Source organism: Actinomadura sp. WAC 06369, assembly GCF_003947565.1.
Lineage (GTDB): Bacteria > Actinomycetota > Actinomycetes > Streptosporangiales > Streptosporangiaceae > Spirillospora > Spirillospora rifamycini.
In genome coordinates this window covers 1-15479 of the sequence record NZ_QHJN01000179.1, presented here as the reverse complement: position 1 = coordinate 15479, position 15479 = coordinate 1, and the positions used below count along the sequence as shown (strand labels likewise).

Genomic DNA, 15479 nt, shown 5'->3' with positions numbered 1-15479 from the left:
CACATGCCAATCCGCACTAGCACGCGTAACTGTGCACCGCCGTCACGGTAAGCGTCATGGAGGTAATGAGCAAGCCACCACCGTGCAATGCGTACTAACCGCACTCGCACGTGATGCCGTCCGGATTGCCCCGTGTTTGCTTGCTCATTACCTCCATGCCGCTTACCGTTACGGCAGTGAGGAGTTACTCCGCCTAGTGCGGATTGCCATAGGACCGAACACGTTCGAGCAGCTGAGAGGCATCAGGGACACGTTCGCCGATCTGGACTCGGCCGGATCTCCGGGACGCGCGCGGCGCGGCCCGGTGATGGCGTCGCCGTGTCCTCGGCCGTCCAAAGGGCGCGAGTAAATCCTCGCTAGGCAGGGTTCCGAACTCCGGACGGGACCCGACGGCGAGGAAGGATCTGCCTCATGGAGAGCGTCCTGCTGGGTGCAGCGCTGCTGGTGACCCTGGTCGCTCTCGTCATCGTGATCCTGTGGCGCCCCGGCGCGCCGGGGAAGGCCGCGGCGGAGCTGGCGCTCGCACGGAGCGAGGCCGACGAGGTGCGGGCGAGCGCCGAGCGGCAGGGCCGCGAGCTCCTGGACCGGGCCGAGGGCGAGGCGCGGCGGCTCGAGTCGGAGTCCCGCGCGGCGGCCGAGCGGGAGGCCGCGGCCGTCCGGGACGAGCTGCGCGCCCTCCGCGAGGACCTCGAGCGCCGCGAGGCGCGGCTGGCCGAGCGGGAGCGGCGGCTGGACGGCGAGGCGCGGCGGCTGGAGACGTGGTCGGGCCGGCTCACCGTCACCGAGCGGACCCTCGAGGAGCGCGGGCGGGAGCTGGACGGCGTCGAGGAGGCGCGGCGGCTGGTCCTGGAGCGGGCGGCGGGGCTCACCGCCGAGCAGGCCAAGGCCGAGCTGGTCGCGACCATGAAGAACCAGGCCAAGCGCGAGGCCGTCCCCCTCACCCGGGAGATCGAGAACGCGGCGCGGCAGGAGGGCGAGAAGCGCGCCCGCAAGATCGTCACGCTGGCGATCCAGCGGATCGCGAGCGAGCAGACCGCCGAGTCGGTCGTGTCGGTCCTGCACCTGCCCGGCGACGAGATGAAGGGCCGGATCATCGGCCGCGAGGGCCGCAACATCCGGGCGTTCGAGACGACCACCGGCGTGAACCTCATCATCGACGACACCCCCGAGGCCGTCCTGCTGAGCTGCTTCGACCCCGTGCGCCGCGAGGTCGGGCGGCTGACGCTGGAGAAGCTCGTCCTGGACGGGCGGATCCACCCGCAGCGCATCGAGGAGGTCTACGAGCGCAGCAGGCGGGACGTCGAGCAGCTGTGCGTGCGGGCCGGCGAGGACGCCCTGGTCGACGTGGGCATCGCCGACATGCATCCGGAGCTGATCGCGCTGCTCGGCCGGCTGCGGTACCGGACGTCCTACGGCCAGAACGTCCTCAAGCACCTGATCGAGTCGGCGCACATCGCCGGGATCATGGCGGGCGAGCTGCGGCTGCCGGTGGACATCGCCAAGCGCGGCACGCTGCTGCACGACATCGGCAAGGCCCTCACGCACGAGGTCGAGGGCAGCCACGCGCTGATCGGCGCGGAGATCGCCCGCCGGTACGGCGAGCCCGAGGACGTGGTGCACGCGATCGAGGCGCACCACAACGAGGTCGAGGTGCGGACGGTGGAGGCGGTGCTCACGCAGGCCGCGGACGCCGTCAGCGGCAGCCGTCCGGGCGCGCGGCGGGAGTCGCTGGAGGCGTACGTCAAGCGGCTGGAGCGGCTCGAGGAGATCGCCCGGGACAAGCACGAGGGCGTGGAGAAGGTGTTCGCGATGCAGGCGGGCCGCGAGGTCCGGGTGATGGTCAAGCCGGACGCGGTCGACGACATCCAGGCGCAGGTGATCGCCCGCGACATCGCCAAGCAGGTCGAGGACGAGCTGACCTACCCGGGGCAGATCCGCGTCACCGTCGTGCGGGAGTCGCGCGCCACCGAGTTCGCCCGCTGACCCGCCCGCCGACTATTTGGGCGAAAGTTCAGATGTAAGACGGATGTCCGCAAGCTCCCACGATGATCAGCGCAGGGTCGGCTCACCGGAAGGACATTCGTGTACAGGGTCTCCATACTCGCGGGCGGCGCCGTGCTCGCCGCCGCACTCGCCGCCACCGGCATCGCCCAGGCCGCCCCCGACCGCCCCGGCGCCGGCGGGAAGACGGACGCGCTGATCCTCGGCCATCGCGGCTCGCCGGGCCAGGCTCCGGAGGAGACGCTCGCCTCCTACCGCGACGCGCTGCGCGAGGGCACGGACGTCCTGGAGGGCGACGTCCAGCTCACCGCGGACCGCGAGCTCGTGCTCGTGCACGACGACACGCTCGCCCGCACCACGGACGTGGAGGAGGTCTACCCCGACCGGGCGCCCTGGAAGGTCGGCCAGTTCACGCTCGCCGAGATCAAGAGGCTGGACGCCGGGTCGTGGTTCGACCCGCGGTACAAGGGCCAGCGGGTGCCGACCGTCCGGGAGCTGCTGGACGTCGCGGACCGGCGGACCGGCCTCACGCTGGAGCTGAAGTCGCCCGCGAACAGCCCGGGGGTGGCGACGCTGCTCGCCCGCGAGCTGACCGCCGCCGGCCTCGCCGACGGCGCGACGCTGCGATCGGGGGCCTACCGGGTGCACGTCCACTCGCGGGACAAGGCGGCCCTCGCGGAGTTCCACGCGGCCGCGCCCGAGGTGCAGCTCTCCTACCTGACCGGCGGGAGGATGCTGTCCGACGCCGAACTCGCCGAGCTGGCGGGCTGGACCGTCGGGGTCTACGCGCACCCGCGGGCGACCGGCGCCTCCGATGTGCGGCGCGCGCACGGCGCGGGCCTGAAGGTGATCAGCGACCCGGTGGACTCGCCGGCCGAGGTCTCCATGGCCGCGAACCAGGGGTACGACTGGGTCACGTCGAACTTCCCCGGCACGGCCCGCCGCGTCCTGGAGGGCGCGAAGCGGACGTTCCCCCGCGCGAACGGCGTCGTGGTGGACAGCGTCTTCCCGAACCCGAGCGGGGACGACGTCCAGCCCGAGAACAGCGAGCACGTGGTCCTGCGCAACACCACGTCCCGGCCCGTGGACGTCGGCGGCGGCCGCCTGCGCGACCAGGCCGGCAACCTGCTCAGGATCGGCCCCGGGTACGTGATCCCGCCCGGCAGCCTGCTGCGCGTGCACGTCGGCCCGGGCACCGACCGGGCCGACGCCTACTACAACGGCCTGACCACCGGCTTCCTGAACAACACCGGCGGTGACACGGTGTCGTTCTTCGGGGCCGACCACGCGCTACTCGACATCGCCTCCTACATCGTTCCCTGACCCGGCGGCGTCCCCGGAGCCGTCGCCGGGTCCCGCCTCCTTCGCCGGCGCGGCGCCCATCGTCAGCTCGATCGGCGTCACGCCGTGCGGCTCGAAGCCGAGGACCTGGCCGTAGAAGGCCAGCTCCGACTCCAGGCACGTGACGATCGTGGCGCTCCGGCGGAAGCCGTGCGCCTCGCCCTCGAACGTCAGGTACGCGTACGGCGTCTCGCCGGCGCCGAGTTCCATCGCGAACCGCTCGGACTGGTCGGGCGGGACGATCGGGTCGTCGAGCCCCTGCAGCAGCAGGACGGGGCACGCGGCGTCGCGGGCCCGGTTCAGCGGCGAGCGCTCCTCGTAGGCGCGCTCGAAGCCGGGCAGCGGCCCGATCAGGCCGAACAGGTAGCGCGACTCGAAGTCGTGGGTGCCCTCGGCGAAGCTCTGCAGGTCGGTGACGCCGAAGTAGGACGTGGCGGCGCTGAACACCCGCGTCTGCGTGACGGCCGCGAGCGTCGTCCAGCCGCCCGCGGAGCCGCCGCGGATGGCGAGCCGCTCGGGGTCGGCCTCGCCGCGCTCCACGAGCGCCTGGGCGGCCGCCACGGCGTCCTCCACGTCGACGACCCCCCACTGGCGGCTGAGCCGCTCGCGGTAGGTGCGGCCGTAGCCGGTGGACCCGCCGTAGTTGACGTCGACGACGCCGACGCCGCGGCTGGTGAAGTACGCCCGCTCCAGGTCGAGCGCCGTGGAGACGCGGCTGGTCGGGCCGCCGTGGACGAACACGACGTACGGCGCGCGCTCGTCCGCGGGCCCGCCCGCCAGCGGGTTCGCGGGCGGGAACACGTACGCGTGGACGGGCCGGCCGAACGGGCCCTCGAGCCGCTCGGCGCGCGGCGCCGGCAGGTACGCGGCGTCCGGGACGTTCTCCAGTTCGGCCCGCAGCTCCTCGGCGCGGCCCGTCGCGGTGTCGATCCGCACGACGGTGCGGGGGGTGTCGGGGGCGCCGCCGATGCCGACGACCGCGGTGCCGTCCGCGGAGAGCTGCGGCAGCCAGTCCGTGTAGGGGAGGTCGAGGTCCTCGAGGTCGAGGGTCTCGGGGTCGTAGATCCCGAGGCGCAGGTCGCCCTCGCCGTGCAGGACGGCCAGGCGCCCGTCGCCCAGCAGCGCGTACGGCATGCCGCCGAGCTGCCACAGGGGGCCCGCGAACTCCTCCTCGGCGGGGTAGAGCGCCTGGGCGGACTCCCCGTGCAGGCCCACCTGGTAGATGTTCCACCAGCCGGGCCAGTCCGAGACGACGTACAGGGTCTCGTCGTCCGCCCACAGCGGCGCCAGGACCGACTCCTTGAGCCCGCCCTTGACCGTGCGGGGCGACACCGCGGCGCCGTCCTCGATCGCCGCGACGCGCAGCTCCGTCCCGTCCCAGGGCATGCGGGGGTGGTTCCACTGGACCCAGGCGAGATGACCGCCGCCGGGGGAGGGGGAGGGCGAGGCGTAGAAGTCCGCGCCGGACACCAGCTCGCGGATCGCGCCGGGGTCGTCCGCGGCGCTCCCGTCGAGCGGCACGGCGACGATGGCGCGCCGGATGCCGGGGCCCGGCTCGTCCGCGCCGTCCCCGTCGCCGCCCTGGCCGGCGATGTGGCCCTCGCAGACGCACCAGACCTCGGCGCCGTCGGGGGAGAGCACGTAGTCGGCGTAGCGCAGCCCGCCCGGGACGGCCGGTTCCGGGGTGAGCGGGTACGGCTTCGCGTCGCCCTCGTCGAGGCGGTGCAGCCGCTGGTCCTCGTAGTTGGAGAACACGATCGAGGTGCCCTCGGCGGTCGGTACCGGCAGGTAGGACCGCCCGCCGTACTCGTGGACGCGCGTGCGCGCGTCCCACGGCGCGTGCAGCAGTTCCGTGCGGCGTCCGTCCTTCAGGCGGACCACCGTGTTCCGCCCGCCCTCCTCGGGGCGGGTCTCCTGCCACCACACGTCGTCGCCCGCGACGGAGGGGTAGGCGAGACGCAGCCGAGCGCGGGCGACGTCGGCCGCGGAGATGGGAGACGGCCAGGAGCCGTGGGGAAGGGTCGCACGAGCGGTCATACCCGAATCGTCCCGCATACGGGGATGCGGTGGGGCCATGACGGTCGGTTTGACTTCGGAAAGATACGCACCGTCGACCGGGTGATCACACCCCGGAACCCGGCCCCACGTGCGAAGGGGCGCCGTCGGACGGGCCGGCGGCGCCCCTTCGGCCGCGCGCGGAGCTTTCGCGGACGCGCGCGGGGGACGCTACTTCTTCTCGACGTCCTCCGGTTCCATCCCGGGCGCCGCGGGGACCCCCGCGGTGGGCGCGACCGAGTGCCCGGACGTCCGGCGGTTGCGCCGCAGCCGCCCCTCCAGCCAGGTCGCGACCGCGCTCAGCGACATGTTGATCCCGATGTAGATCACCGAGACGACGATCGCGGCGGCGAGCAGGTTCTGGTAGTTCGGGCCGACCACCTTGAAGCCCGCGTGCAGCAGGTCCTCGAAGGCGATGATGAACCCGAGCGCGGTGTCCTTCAGCAGCACGACGAGCTGGCTGACGATCGCGGGCATCATCGCCGTGACCGCCTGGGGGAGCAGCACCAGCCGCATGACCCCGTTCTTGCGCAGCCCGATCGAGTAGGCGGCCTCGGACTGCCCCTTGGGGATGGACAGCACGCCGGCGCGGATCACCTCGGCCAGGACGGACCCGTTGTACATCGTCAGCCCGAACACCAGCGCGGCGAACGCCGGGACGGTCACCACGCCGTAGTTGATCTCGACGCCGAAGAGGAACAGGAAGTTGTCCACCACGACCCGCTGCGCCTGCCCGAGCGGCGACTCGGCGATGACCGGGCTGACCAGCGGCGGCGCGAAGAACGCCAGGAAGATCAGGATCAGCAGCGGGATGGCGCGGAAGAACTCCACCACCGCCCCCGCCGGACCGCGGATCCACCAGTGGTCCGACAGGCGGGCGAGGCCGAAGACCGCGCCGAACAGCAGCGCGAGCACCGAGGCCACCGCGGCGGCCTTCAGGGTGTTCCACAGCCCCGGCAGGATCAGGTTCGTCCAGACGTCGCCCCGCAGGAACGGCTCCCACAGCGCGGACCGGAACTGCTCGCGGTCGTTGAGCTTCCAGACGACCGCGGCGAGGACGCCCAGCAGGAGGACGACCGAGACGACCGTCAGGATCCGGTTGCGCGCCTCGGCCCTGGGGCCGGGTGCGTCGAAGAGGACGTTCGCCTCCCGGCTCATCGCGCCACCGCCATTCGCTTGGCCAGCCAGCCGAAGAAGAACCCGGTCGGCAGGGTGAGGACCATGAAGCCCGCCGCGATCGCGATGAACAGGGGGATCGCGGGCGGCTGGCTGTTCGGGTCGTCGAACAGTTCGTACATCGCCAGTGCGGCCTCGGCGTACCCGGCCGCCATCACCACGGTCGTGTTCTTGATCATGGCGATGAGCGTGCTGCCGAGCGGTGCGATCACCGTCCGGAACGCCTGCGGCAGGATGATCATCCGCAGCGACTGGGTGAAGGTCAGCCCGATCGACCGGGCGGCCTCCGCCTGCCCGAGCGGCACCGTGTTGATCCCCGAGCGCAGCACCTCGCAGACGAACGCCCCGGTGTAGAACGAGAGCCCGATGACCGCCCACCAGTAGGCGTCCACGGTGTTCGTATCGGAGAACTTGAGTTGCAGGGTTGTGGAGATGCCCAGGCTGCACAGCAGCAGGACCAGTGTCAGCGGCGTGTTGCGCACCACGTTGACGTAGACGGTCCCCACCACCCGCAGCAGCGGGATGGGCGCGACCCGGAACGACACGGCGATCGTCCCGATGACCATCGACAGCAGCGCCGACATCAGCGCCAGCCGGATGGTCCCCCAGAAGCCTTCGAGGATGCGGTCGCCGTTCTCGAAGACCGGGCCGAAGTCGAGGAGGCCGAGCAGGTCTTCCATGACACTCCAGCGTGTTCAGGGCCGCGCCGGCGCCCCGATCGGACGGGACGCCGGCGCGACGCGGCCGGTCGGAACGGTCAGGCGCAGCCCTCGAACTGCGGAACCGTCGTCGTCGGCTTCAGGCCGGTGCCCGAGAACCACTTGTCCAGCAGCTTGGCGGCGGTGCCGTCCTCGTACATCTTCGTGACGGCGGCGTTGACGGCCTCGCACGTCTCGGTGTCGCCCTTGCGCATGCCGACGCCGTACTTCTCGTCGGTGAAGGGGTCGTTGATGACCGAGAACTCGCCCTCCTGCTGCTTCGCGAAGCCCGCGAGGATCAGGTCGTCGGTGGTCACCGCGTCCAGGTCGCCGGCCTTCAGCTTCGCCACGCACTCGGAGTAGCTGGAGGCGGGGACCGGGGTCGCGTCGATGTCGAGCTGGCCGTCCGGCGGCGGGTCGATCACGCGCTTGTAGGAGTTCGAGCCCGCGGCCTGGCAGAGCTTCTTGCCCTTGAGGTCCGTGGTCTTCTTGATCGACTTGTCGTCGGCGCGGATCATCGTGTCCTGGTGCGCGACGTAGTACGGGCCGCCGAAGGTGACCTGCTTCTTGCGGGAGTCCGTGATCGAGTAGGTGGCGAAGATCAGGTCGACCTGGCCGCCGGTGATGAAGGTCTCCCGGTTGGCGGACCGGGTCTCCTTGAACGTGATGCCGTCCTCGGGGACGCCCAGCTCCTTGGCGACGTACTTGGCGACGTCGACGTCGAAGCCCTCGACGCCGCCGCTCGGCGTCTTCAGGCCCAGCGCCGGCTGGTCGTACTTGACGCCGATCGTGATCTTCTTGCTCTCCTTGACCCGCTCCACGATGCTCTGCGCATCGGTGGCCTCGGTGTCGCTGCCGCAGGCGCTCAGCACCAGCGAGAGCGCGGCCGCCGCGCCGATGGCGCCGCTGAAACGACGTACTCGCATGTCTCTTCCTCTGCTTCTTTCGGGGCCGGTGGGCTCGGTGCTTGCTGTTCGCGGAGCCGGACTCAGTGGGTCAGGATCTTGGACAGGAAGTCCTTCGCGCGGTCGGTTCGCGCGTTGGTGAAGAACTCGTCCGGGGTGTTCTCCTCCACGATCTGGCCGTCCGCCATGAACACGACCTTGCGCGCGGCCTTGCGGGCGAACCCCATCTCGTGGGTGACGACGATCATCGTCATCCCCTCGCGGGCCAGGCCCGTCATGACGTCGAGGACCTCGTTGACCATCTCCGGGTCGAGCGCCGAGGTCGGCTCGTCGAAGAGCATCACCTTCGGCTTCATCGCGAGGGAGCGCGCGATCGCCGCGCGCTGCTGCTGCCCGCCGGAGAGCTGCGCCGGGTACTTGTGGGCCTGGTTGGCGATGCCGACCCGGTCCAGCAGTTCCAGCGCGTGCTTCTCGGACTCCTGCTTGCCCTGCTTGCGGACCTTGAGCGGTCCGAGCGTGACGTTCTCCAGGATGGTCTTGTGGGCGAACAGGTTGAACGACTGGAACACCATGCCGACGTCCGAGCGGAGCTTCGCCAGCTCCTTGCCCTCCTTCGGCAGCTCCTTGCCGTCCACCTTGATCGTGCCGCCGTCGATGGGCTCCAGCCGGTTGATGGACCGGCACAGGGTCGACTTGCCGCCGCCGGACGGGCCGATGACGACGACGACCTCGCCGCGGTCCACGGTGAGGTTGATGTCGCGGAGAACGTGCAGATCGCCGAAGTGCTTGTTGACGTTCTCCATCACGACGAGGGGCCCGCCGCCCTGGGTCTTCCCCTGCGGGGCGGAGTCGTCCGGCCCGTCGCCCTTGGTGAGCTCGGGCCCGCCTTCGCTGTCCGTCATGGGCTCGGACTTTACGACATGGAATTCGCAGAGCAAGTTTCCGCGTGGTACCGATACGATCACGAAAACCCATGTCCGCGTAGGGTTGCGGGCCAGTCGGGTGTAACCGGTGAGATGCGCGTGACCACGGCGGCGTCCCGTTCCGTGATGCGACGGTTACCGCCATGAGACCCGGGGCGGCGCGTACCCTTGGGGACGTCATGAGTGCGCCTATGGAGACAGGCCCCCGCACGTACGAGATCCGTACCTACGGGTGCCAGATGAACGTCCACGACTCCGAGCGGCTGTCCGGCCTTCTGGAGGACGCCGGATATGTCCGTGCCGGCGATTCCGAGCCCGACGTGGTCGTGTTCAACACCTGCGCCGTCCGGGAGAACGCCGACAACCGCCTGTACGGCAACCTGGGCCATTTGCGCCCGGTGAAGGACGGCCACCCGGGCATGCAGATCGCCGTGGGCGGCTGCCTCGCCCAGAAGGACCGCGACACGATCGTCAAGCGCGCCCCCTGGGTGGACGTCGTGTTCGGCACCCACAACATCGGGTCGCTTCCCGCGCTGCTGGAACGGTCGCGCGTGCAGAGCGAGGCGCAGGTCGAGATCGAAGAGTCCCTGGTGACGTTCCCGTCGACGCTGCCGACGCGCCGGGAGTCCCCCTACGCCGCCTGGGTGTCGATCTCCGTGGGCTGCAACAACACGTGCACGTTCTGCATCGTGCCGTCCCTGCGCGGCAAGGAGAAGGACCGCCGGCCCGGCGAGATCCTCGCCGAGGTCGAGGCGCTGGTCGGCGAGGGCGTCCTGGAGGTCACCCTCCTCGGGCAGAACGTCAACGCCTACGGCTCGGGCTTCGGCGCGCCGGCGGCCGTCGCGGGCGACGTCCGCGACGAGGTGGGCGCGCTGACGTCCGGCGGCGGTTCGGCGTTCGCGGGGCTGCTGCGCGCCGCCGGACGGGTCGAGGGCCTGGAGCGCGTCCGGTTCACCTCGCCGCACCCCAAGGACTTCACCGACGACGTCATCGCCGCGATGGCCGAGACCCCGAACGTGATGCCGTCGCTGCACATGCCTTTGCAGTCCGGTTCGGACGCGGTGCTGCGCGCCATGCGCCGCTCCTACCGGCAGGAGCGCTTCCTGAAGATCATCGACAAGGTCCGGGCGGTGATCCCCGACGCGGCGATCACCACCGACATCATCGTGGGCTTCCCCGGCGAGACCGACGCCGACTTCGAGGAGACGCTCCACGTCGTCCGCGAGGCCCGGTTCGCGTCGGCGTTCACGTTCCAGTACTCCAAGCGGCCCGGCACCCCGGCGGCCACCATGGACGGCCAGCTTCCGAAGGAGGTCGTGCAGGAGCGGTACGAGCGGCTCGTCGCCCTCCAGGAGGAGGTCTCCTGGGCGGAGAACAAGAAGCAGCTCGGCCGCACGCTCGAGGTCCTGGTCGCCGAGGGGGAGGGCCGCAAGGACGGCGAGACGCGCCGGCTGTCCGGCCGCGCCCCCGACAACCGCCTCGTGCACTTCCGGGCGCCCGGCGAGCGCGTCCGTCCCGGCGACATGGTCACCGTCGAGGTCACCTACGCCGCGCCGCACCACCTCGTCGCCGACGGCGACGTCCGCTCCGTGCGGCGCACCCGCGCGGGCGACGCGTGGGAGGCGCGGCAGGGCGGCGGCGACGCGCCCAAGGGCGTCGTGCTCGGAATGCCGTCCATCGGCCGTCCCGCCCCGGCCGCCGCGCCGTCCGGGCCCGGCTGCGCCACCCGCCCCTGAGGAGGCCCGGCGACGTGCTCATCTCGGCGGCGGTGTGCCCGCACCCGCCTCTCCTGGTGCCCGCCATGGCGGGGGGAGCGGCACCGGAACTCGACGGTCTCCGCGCGGCCTGCGACGAGGCCGTCGGCCGCCTGGCCGCCGCCCGTCCGGACGTCCTGGCCGTCGTGGGCGGCGCCCCGGAGGGCGTCGCGTACGGGGACGGCGCCTACGCGACGCTCCGCCCGTACGGGCTGCCGTGGACGAGCCCCGAGGTCCCGGACGACGGCGCGGCGCCGCTGCCGCTGTCGCTGACGATCGGGCGGTGGCTGGTCGAGCGCGCCGCCGCCCCGGACGCGCGGGGGACGGGCGTGCGGGTGCGGTACCGCTCGGTGGCGTTCGACGCGCCGCCCGCGGAGTGCCTGGCCCTGGGGCGCGAACTCGCCGGGTCCGCCGAACGTGTCGCCCTGCTGGTGATGGGCGACGGTTCGGCGTGCCGTTCCGAGAAGGCACCGGGGTATCTCGACGAGCGCGCGGGGCCGTACGACGAGGCCGTGGGCCGCGCGCTGGGGGCGGCCGACGCCGCCGCCCTGGCCGCGCTCGATCCCGGGACGTCCGGGGAACTGCGGGCGGCCGGGCGCGCGGCGTGGCAGGTGCTCGCGGGCGCCGCCGCCGCGGGCCGGTTCACCGGCGAGCTCCTCGCCGACGAGGCCCCTTACGGAGTCGGCTACCTCGTCGCGTCGTGGGCGGCGGCCCCCGGCCGGTAGCCGGCGCGGGCGCCGGTCAGGCGCGGCCTCCGGGCTCGCCCGGACCGGGCTCGTCCATGCCGTGGCGCTGCGACTCGCCCTGACCCATGTCGCCCTGACGCATGTCGCCCTGACGCATGTCGCCCTGGTTCATGTCGGGCTGTCCCATGTCGCGCTGCCCCATGTCGCCCTGGCCCTGCCGGTCGACGTAGTCGCCGGCCTTGCTCTGGGCCTTGTCGACCTTGTCGGCGTACTTGCCGCCGGTGCGCTGGTCGAACGCGTCCCCGGCCTTCTCCACGCCCTGCTTCACCTTGTCGGGGTTCTGCCCGAGCATCTGCTTGAACCTGTCGACGATGGACATTGGAAAATCCCCCCGGATCCCTCGTCCCGGACGGCGCCGCACGATGTTCCGGCGCGGCACCCGTACAACCCGGCTATACCCGTTCTCTTGCCACAATTAAGCCCGTGACCTCTCCTGATGTGATCGCGGTCGTGGGCGCGACCGCCGCCGGCAAGAGCGACCTCGCCGTGGAACTGGCCCTGCGGCTCGGCGGCGAGGCGGTCAACGCCGACTCGATGCAGCTCTACCGGGGCATGGACATCGGTACCGCCAAGCTCGCGCGCGCCGAGATGCGCGGCGTCCCGCACCACCTCCTGGACGTCTGGGACGTGACCGCCACCGCGAGCGTCGCCGAGTACCAGCGGCTCGGCGCCGAGGCGATCGCCGAGATCCGGGGGCGCGGCCGTGTGCCGATCCTCGTCGGCGGGTCCGGCCTGTACGTGCGGGCCGCCGTCGACGAGATGGAGTTCCCGGGGACGGACCCGGCCGTCCGGGCGCGCCTGGAGGACGAGCTCGCGCGCGTGGGCTCCGCCGTCCTGCACGAACGCCTCCGCGAGGTCGACCCGGCGGCGGCGGAGGCGATCCTGCCGAGCAACGGGCGCCGCATAGTCCGGGCCCTGGAGGTCATCGAGATCTCGGGGCGCCCGTTCACCGCCACCCTGCCCGAGCACCGGTACCGCTACGGCGCGGTCGTGCAGATAGGTCTGAGCGTGCCCAGGGACGAGCTGGACGAGCGCATCGCCGTGCGGGTGCAGCGGATGTGGGACGCGGGCCTGGTCGACGAGGTGCGGGCTCTGGAGAAGCGCGGGCTGCGCGACGGACTGACCGCCGGGCGCGCGCTCGGGTACGCGCAGGTGCTGCGTTACCTGGCGGGGGAGTGGACCGAAGAGCAGGCCAAGGAGGACACGATCCGCACCACGCGGCGGTTCGCGCGCAGGCAGGAGTCGTGGTTCCGCCGCGACCCGCGCGTCCAGTGGCTCCCTTACGACGCGCCGGACCTCGTGGCGCGCGCGCTTGCGCTCGTCCAAGGCTGAGCACCTGCGTCTCGTCCCGGATCGATCGGGACAACTGTCCCTCTGCACCGGGACCGGTTGCGGCGTAATTTCTTTCTTGCACACCCTCTGGTGAATGGCCCGTACGGACCGAGATGGGAGCCTCGGTCCAGTGCGGTGCCAGAGGGCCGGTGGCGACCTTCTTGGCGGGGGGCGGTCACCGGCCCTCCCACCGGGTGCGGCGCCCCTCCGAGCAGACCTCCGGACGACCGGGGCCGATCGCGTGCCGGGATCAGGCCGCGTCGAGGGGCTGGACCCCGTTGACGGGGAGGCGGGCGCGGACGAGCGTGCCGCCCTTCGGGCCCGGCCCGACGGTGCAGGAGCCGCCGAGTTCCGTCGCGCGCTCGCGCATCGAGGCCATGCCGATCCCCGCCCGCATCCGCTCGGGCAGCCCGACGCCGTCGTCGTCCACCGTGACGTGCAGATCCCCGTTCAGGCACAGCCGCACCTCGGCCGACCGCGCGCGGGCGTGCCGGTGCACGTTGGTGAGGGCCTCCTGGACGATCCGGTACGCGGCGACCTCGGCGGCGGCGGGCAGGCACTCGACCTTCCCCTCGACGTGCACGTCCACCTTGGGGCCGTCCCCGGAGGCGACGACGCCGCCGAGTGCGCGGATCGCCTCGGCCAGGCCCAGGTCGTCCAGCGCGGGCGGCCGCAGGCCCTGCACGAGCTCGCGGATGTCGCCGATCGTGCGGCCCATGGTCGTCCGCAGGTCCTCCAGCAGCGCGTCCGCGGCCTCCGGGTCGGTCCTGAGCGTGATGCGGGCGGCGTCCACGGTCATCGCGAGGCTGGCCAGCGTCGGCCCGAGCCCGTCGTGCAGGTCGCGCCGCAGCCGGCGCCGCTCGTCCTCCCGCGCCCGCAGGATGCGCTCCTTGGAGCGTTGCACGTCGGCGGCCAGCCGCGCCGCGTTCGCCAGCTCCGCGAGGTTGCGCGCCAGGATGCCGGACAGGCGGGCGTCCGGCATCCGGGTGACGCCGAACCGCAGCCGCCCGACCGGCTCCCCGTGCCACACCAGCGGGATCAGGTGCGGGCGCTCGCCGGGCACGCCGTCCTCCGCCGAGATCGTCCGGCCGTCGCGGTCCAGGACCTCGATGACCACGCCCGTCGCGTGCAGCGCCGCCCGCGCCACCTCGGCGCCGACGGCCAGCGCCGCGCCGGGGTCGGCGGCGGTCTGCAGCCGCCGGTTGAGCCGGTCGGCGATCCGGTACGGGTCGCGCTCGCCGTGCACCACCCGGTCCACCGTCCGCTGGAGGCGCCGCCGCGCCGGCTCGAACAGCGCGCCCGCCGCGATCGCGCCCACCAGCCCGGCGAGGGCGCCGTGCCCCGCGACGAGCACGCTCGTCATGCCGAGCAGCGCGAAGTACACGCCCGTGATGAGCACGGCGAGCCCCGCGTACACCAGCGTCCGGCTGACCACGAGGTCGATGTCGTACAGGCGGTACCGGGTGATGGCGATCGCGATGCAGATCGGGACGGCCACGATCGTCAGGTTGCGCAGCGGGTCGCCGATCGCCGTGTTCTCCCCGGCGTAGATGACCGCCTCGGCCAGCAGGCCCGGGTACACGACCCACGCGATCTGCCGCCGCACGTCCGGCGCCGACCGGGCGAACCGGACCCCCACCGACAGCAGCGACCCCGCCAGCGTCGCGAGGATCAGCACGGCGATGGGCGGCGGGATGTCCGTGAACGGGTAGATCGACACCCCGTTGTGGAAGCGGCGCGCGTCCGGATCGAGCGTCAGGTGCGCGCAGACGACGGCCGGGACCAGCAACGCCATGGCCAGGACCGGCCGGAACCGCGCCGAGACCAGCCGCCCGTCCGGGAAGATCAGCGGCAGCACCAGCGTGAGGACGAACGTGTCGACCGCCCACAGCCAGGTGCCGAGCCACAGGAAGAACCCGGCGAGGGCCCATCCCCGCAGCTCCAGCCACGGCCCGAGGTTCAGCGCCAGCACGTAGACGGCCGCGCTGACCCCCGCGCCCATCATCAGCCAGCCGACCCGCAGGCGGGGCCGGTGCTGGAGCAGGACCGCGGCCACGGCCGTCCAGCACAGCGCCACGAGGATCTCCGGGTGCCACCAGACCATCCGCGCGTCGGCGGGCAGCAGGCCGCCCACGGCGAGCGAGGCGACGACCAGCAGGACCGCCCCGCAGGCGAGCAGGCCCGCCGTGCGCCCCGCACCGCGGCCCGTCCCGTGACTCTGGGCCACCGTCACCATCCTGGGCTCCCGGGTCAGAAAAGTAATGGAATGTTAAAGCGTCCGAGTCTCGGTCCTGCACTCATCAGGGCGTCCGCGTGCGGACAGCGTGGCCGGAACCGGCCGTGACCGGTCGGCGGGCGCCGGGTGTGCGGAGATATTAACCAGGCAAAACGGAAACTGGCCAAGAAAAGGCATGTCAGGGGCTCATCCGGAACCTGACGGACATCCGTGAGAGAGCGCCCTCCCGGCCCCTCCGGGCGGTGGCGCGGGGCGGGGCCGGAGCGGGCGAGGACGTCCCCGGCGGGACGGCGGCGGCGCGGGCGCGAAGCC

At 72.3% G+C, this 15479-nt stretch carries 12 protein-coding genes; 5 read left to right on the top strand and 7 right to left on the bottom strand.

Annotated features, from left to right (window positions below; genetic code table 11):
- Positions 1-423 precede the first annotated feature (423 nt).
- Positions 424-1983: a ribonuclease Y gene (rny, locus tag DMH08_RS33180; protein ID WP_442778663.1), complete on the top strand. Its 1560-nt coding sequence runs from the start codon at positions 424-426 to the stop codon at positions 1981-1983.
- A gap of 99 nt (positions 1984-2082) precedes the next feature.
- On the top strand, positions 2083-3324 hold the full coding sequence (locus DMH08_RS33175; protein ID WP_125619973.1) for a glycerophosphodiester phosphodiesterase family protein: 1242 nt from the start codon (positions 2083-2085) through the stop codon (positions 3322-3324).
- On the opposite strand, the gene DMH08_RS33170 is transcribed toward DMH08_RS33175, so the two are convergent.
- The 5 genes from DMH08_RS33170 to DMH08_RS33150 all read right to left on the bottom strand — a co-directional run bounded on the left by DMH08_RS33170 (position 3292) and on the right by DMH08_RS33150 (position 8979).
- A complete protein-coding gene (locus DMH08_RS33170; protein ID WP_084551145.1) occupies positions 3292-5379 on the bottom strand; it encodes a S9 family peptidase in 2088 nt (695 codons plus the stop codon). The two genes, DMH08_RS33175 and DMH08_RS33170, sit on opposite strands and share 33 nt — an antisense overlap.
- Positions 5380-5568: 189 nt before the next feature.
- The gene (locus DMH08_RS33165) at positions 5569-6555 is read right to left on the bottom strand and encodes an amino acid ABC transporter permease (protein ID WP_026405535.1); all 987 of its coding nucleotides are present in this window, start codon (positions 6553-6555) and stop codon (positions 5569-5571) included.
- Positions 6552-7253 (bottom strand): amino acid ABC transporter permease, encoded by a 702-nt coding sequence (locus DMH08_RS33160; protein ID WP_051301489.1) that lies wholly within the window; start codon positions 7251-7253, stop codon positions 6552-6554. Before DMH08_RS33160 ends, DMH08_RS33165 begins: the two co-directional genes overlap by 4 nt.
- A 77-nt stretch (positions 7254-7330) precedes the next feature.
- Positions 7331-8197, bottom strand: coding sequence for a glutamate ABC transporter substrate-binding protein (locus DMH08_RS33155; protein ID WP_026405537.1), 867 nt, complete (start codon positions 8195-8197; stop codon positions 7331-7333).
- A gap of 62 nt (positions 8198-8259) precedes the next feature.
- Positions 8260-8979, bottom strand: a complete 720-nt coding sequence (locus tag DMH08_RS33150) for an amino acid ABC transporter ATP-binding protein (protein ID WP_064743780.1) — start codon at positions 8977-8979, stop codon at positions 8260-8262.
- 311 nt (positions 8980-9290) lie between these two features.
- On the opposite strand from DMH08_RS33150, the gene miaB reads away from it, so the two are divergent.
- Both miaB and DMH08_RS33140 read left to right on the top strand, forming a co-directional pair.
- A complete protein-coding gene (miaB, locus tag DMH08_RS33145) occupies positions 9291-10835 on the top strand; it encodes a tRNA (N6-isopentenyl adenosine(37)-C2)-methylthiotransferase MiaB (protein WP_125619971.1) in 1545 nt (514 codons plus the stop codon).
- A 14-nt stretch (positions 10836-10849) separates the two neighbouring features.
- Positions 10850-11578: a class III extradiol dioxygenase subunit B-like domain-containing protein gene (locus tag DMH08_RS33140; RefSeq protein ID WP_199748123.1), complete on the top strand. Its 729-nt coding sequence runs from the start codon at positions 10850-10852 to the stop codon at positions 11576-11578.
- A 16-nt stretch (positions 11579-11594) separates the two neighbouring features.
- Here the strand turns inward: DMH08_RS33140 and DMH08_RS33135 are convergent, their stop codons facing one another.
- On the bottom strand, positions 11595-11918 hold the full coding sequence (locus DMH08_RS33135; RefSeq protein ID WP_125619969.1) for an antitoxin: 324 nt from the start codon (positions 11916-11918) through the stop codon (positions 11595-11597).
- A 119-nt stretch (positions 11919-12037) separates the two neighbouring features.
- Between DMH08_RS33135 and miaA the strand changes: the two genes are divergently transcribed.
- Complete coding sequence (miaA, locus tag DMH08_RS33130; RefSeq protein ID WP_026405541.1) at positions 12038-12931, top strand: tRNA (adenosine(37)-N6)-dimethylallyltransferase MiaA; 894 nt, start codon at positions 12038-12040, stop codon at positions 12929-12931.
- A gap of 250 nt (positions 12932-13181) precedes the next feature.
- On the opposite strand, the gene DMH08_RS33125 is transcribed toward miaA, so the two are convergent.
- Complete coding sequence (locus DMH08_RS33125; RefSeq protein ID WP_233617952.1) at positions 13182-15158, bottom strand: sensor histidine kinase; 1977 nt, start codon at positions 15156-15158, stop codon at positions 13182-13184.
- Positions 15159-15479 lie beyond the last annotated feature (321 nt).

Coding starts and splice junctions, on each gene's coding strand:
- DMH08_RS33170 (WP_084551145.1), bottom strand. CDS start 5,379: ATGACCGCTCGTGCGACCCTTCCCCACGGCTCCTGGCCGTCTCCCATC.
- DMH08_RS33165 (WP_026405535.1), bottom strand. CDS start 6,555: ATGAGCCGGGAGGCGAACGTCCTCTTCGACGCACCCGGCCCCAGGGCC.
- DMH08_RS33160 (WP_051301489.1), bottom strand. CDS start 7,253: ATGGAAGACCTGCTCGGCCTCCTCGACTTCGGCCCGGTCTTCGAGAAC.
- DMH08_RS33155 (WP_026405537.1), bottom strand. CDS start 8,197: ATGCGAGTACGTCGTTTCAGCGGCGCCATCGGCGCGGCGGCCGCGCTC.
- DMH08_RS33150 (WP_064743780.1), bottom strand. CDS start 8,979: ATGGAGAACGTCAACAAGCACTTCGGCGATCTGCACGTTCTCCGCGAC.
- miaB (WP_125619971.1), top strand. CDS start 9,291: ATGGAGACAGGCCCCCGCACGTACGAGATCCGTACCTACGGGTGCCAG.
- DMH08_RS33135 (WP_125619969.1), bottom strand. CDS start 11,918: ATGTCCATCGTCGACAGGTTCAAGCAGATGCTCGGGCAGAACCCCGAC.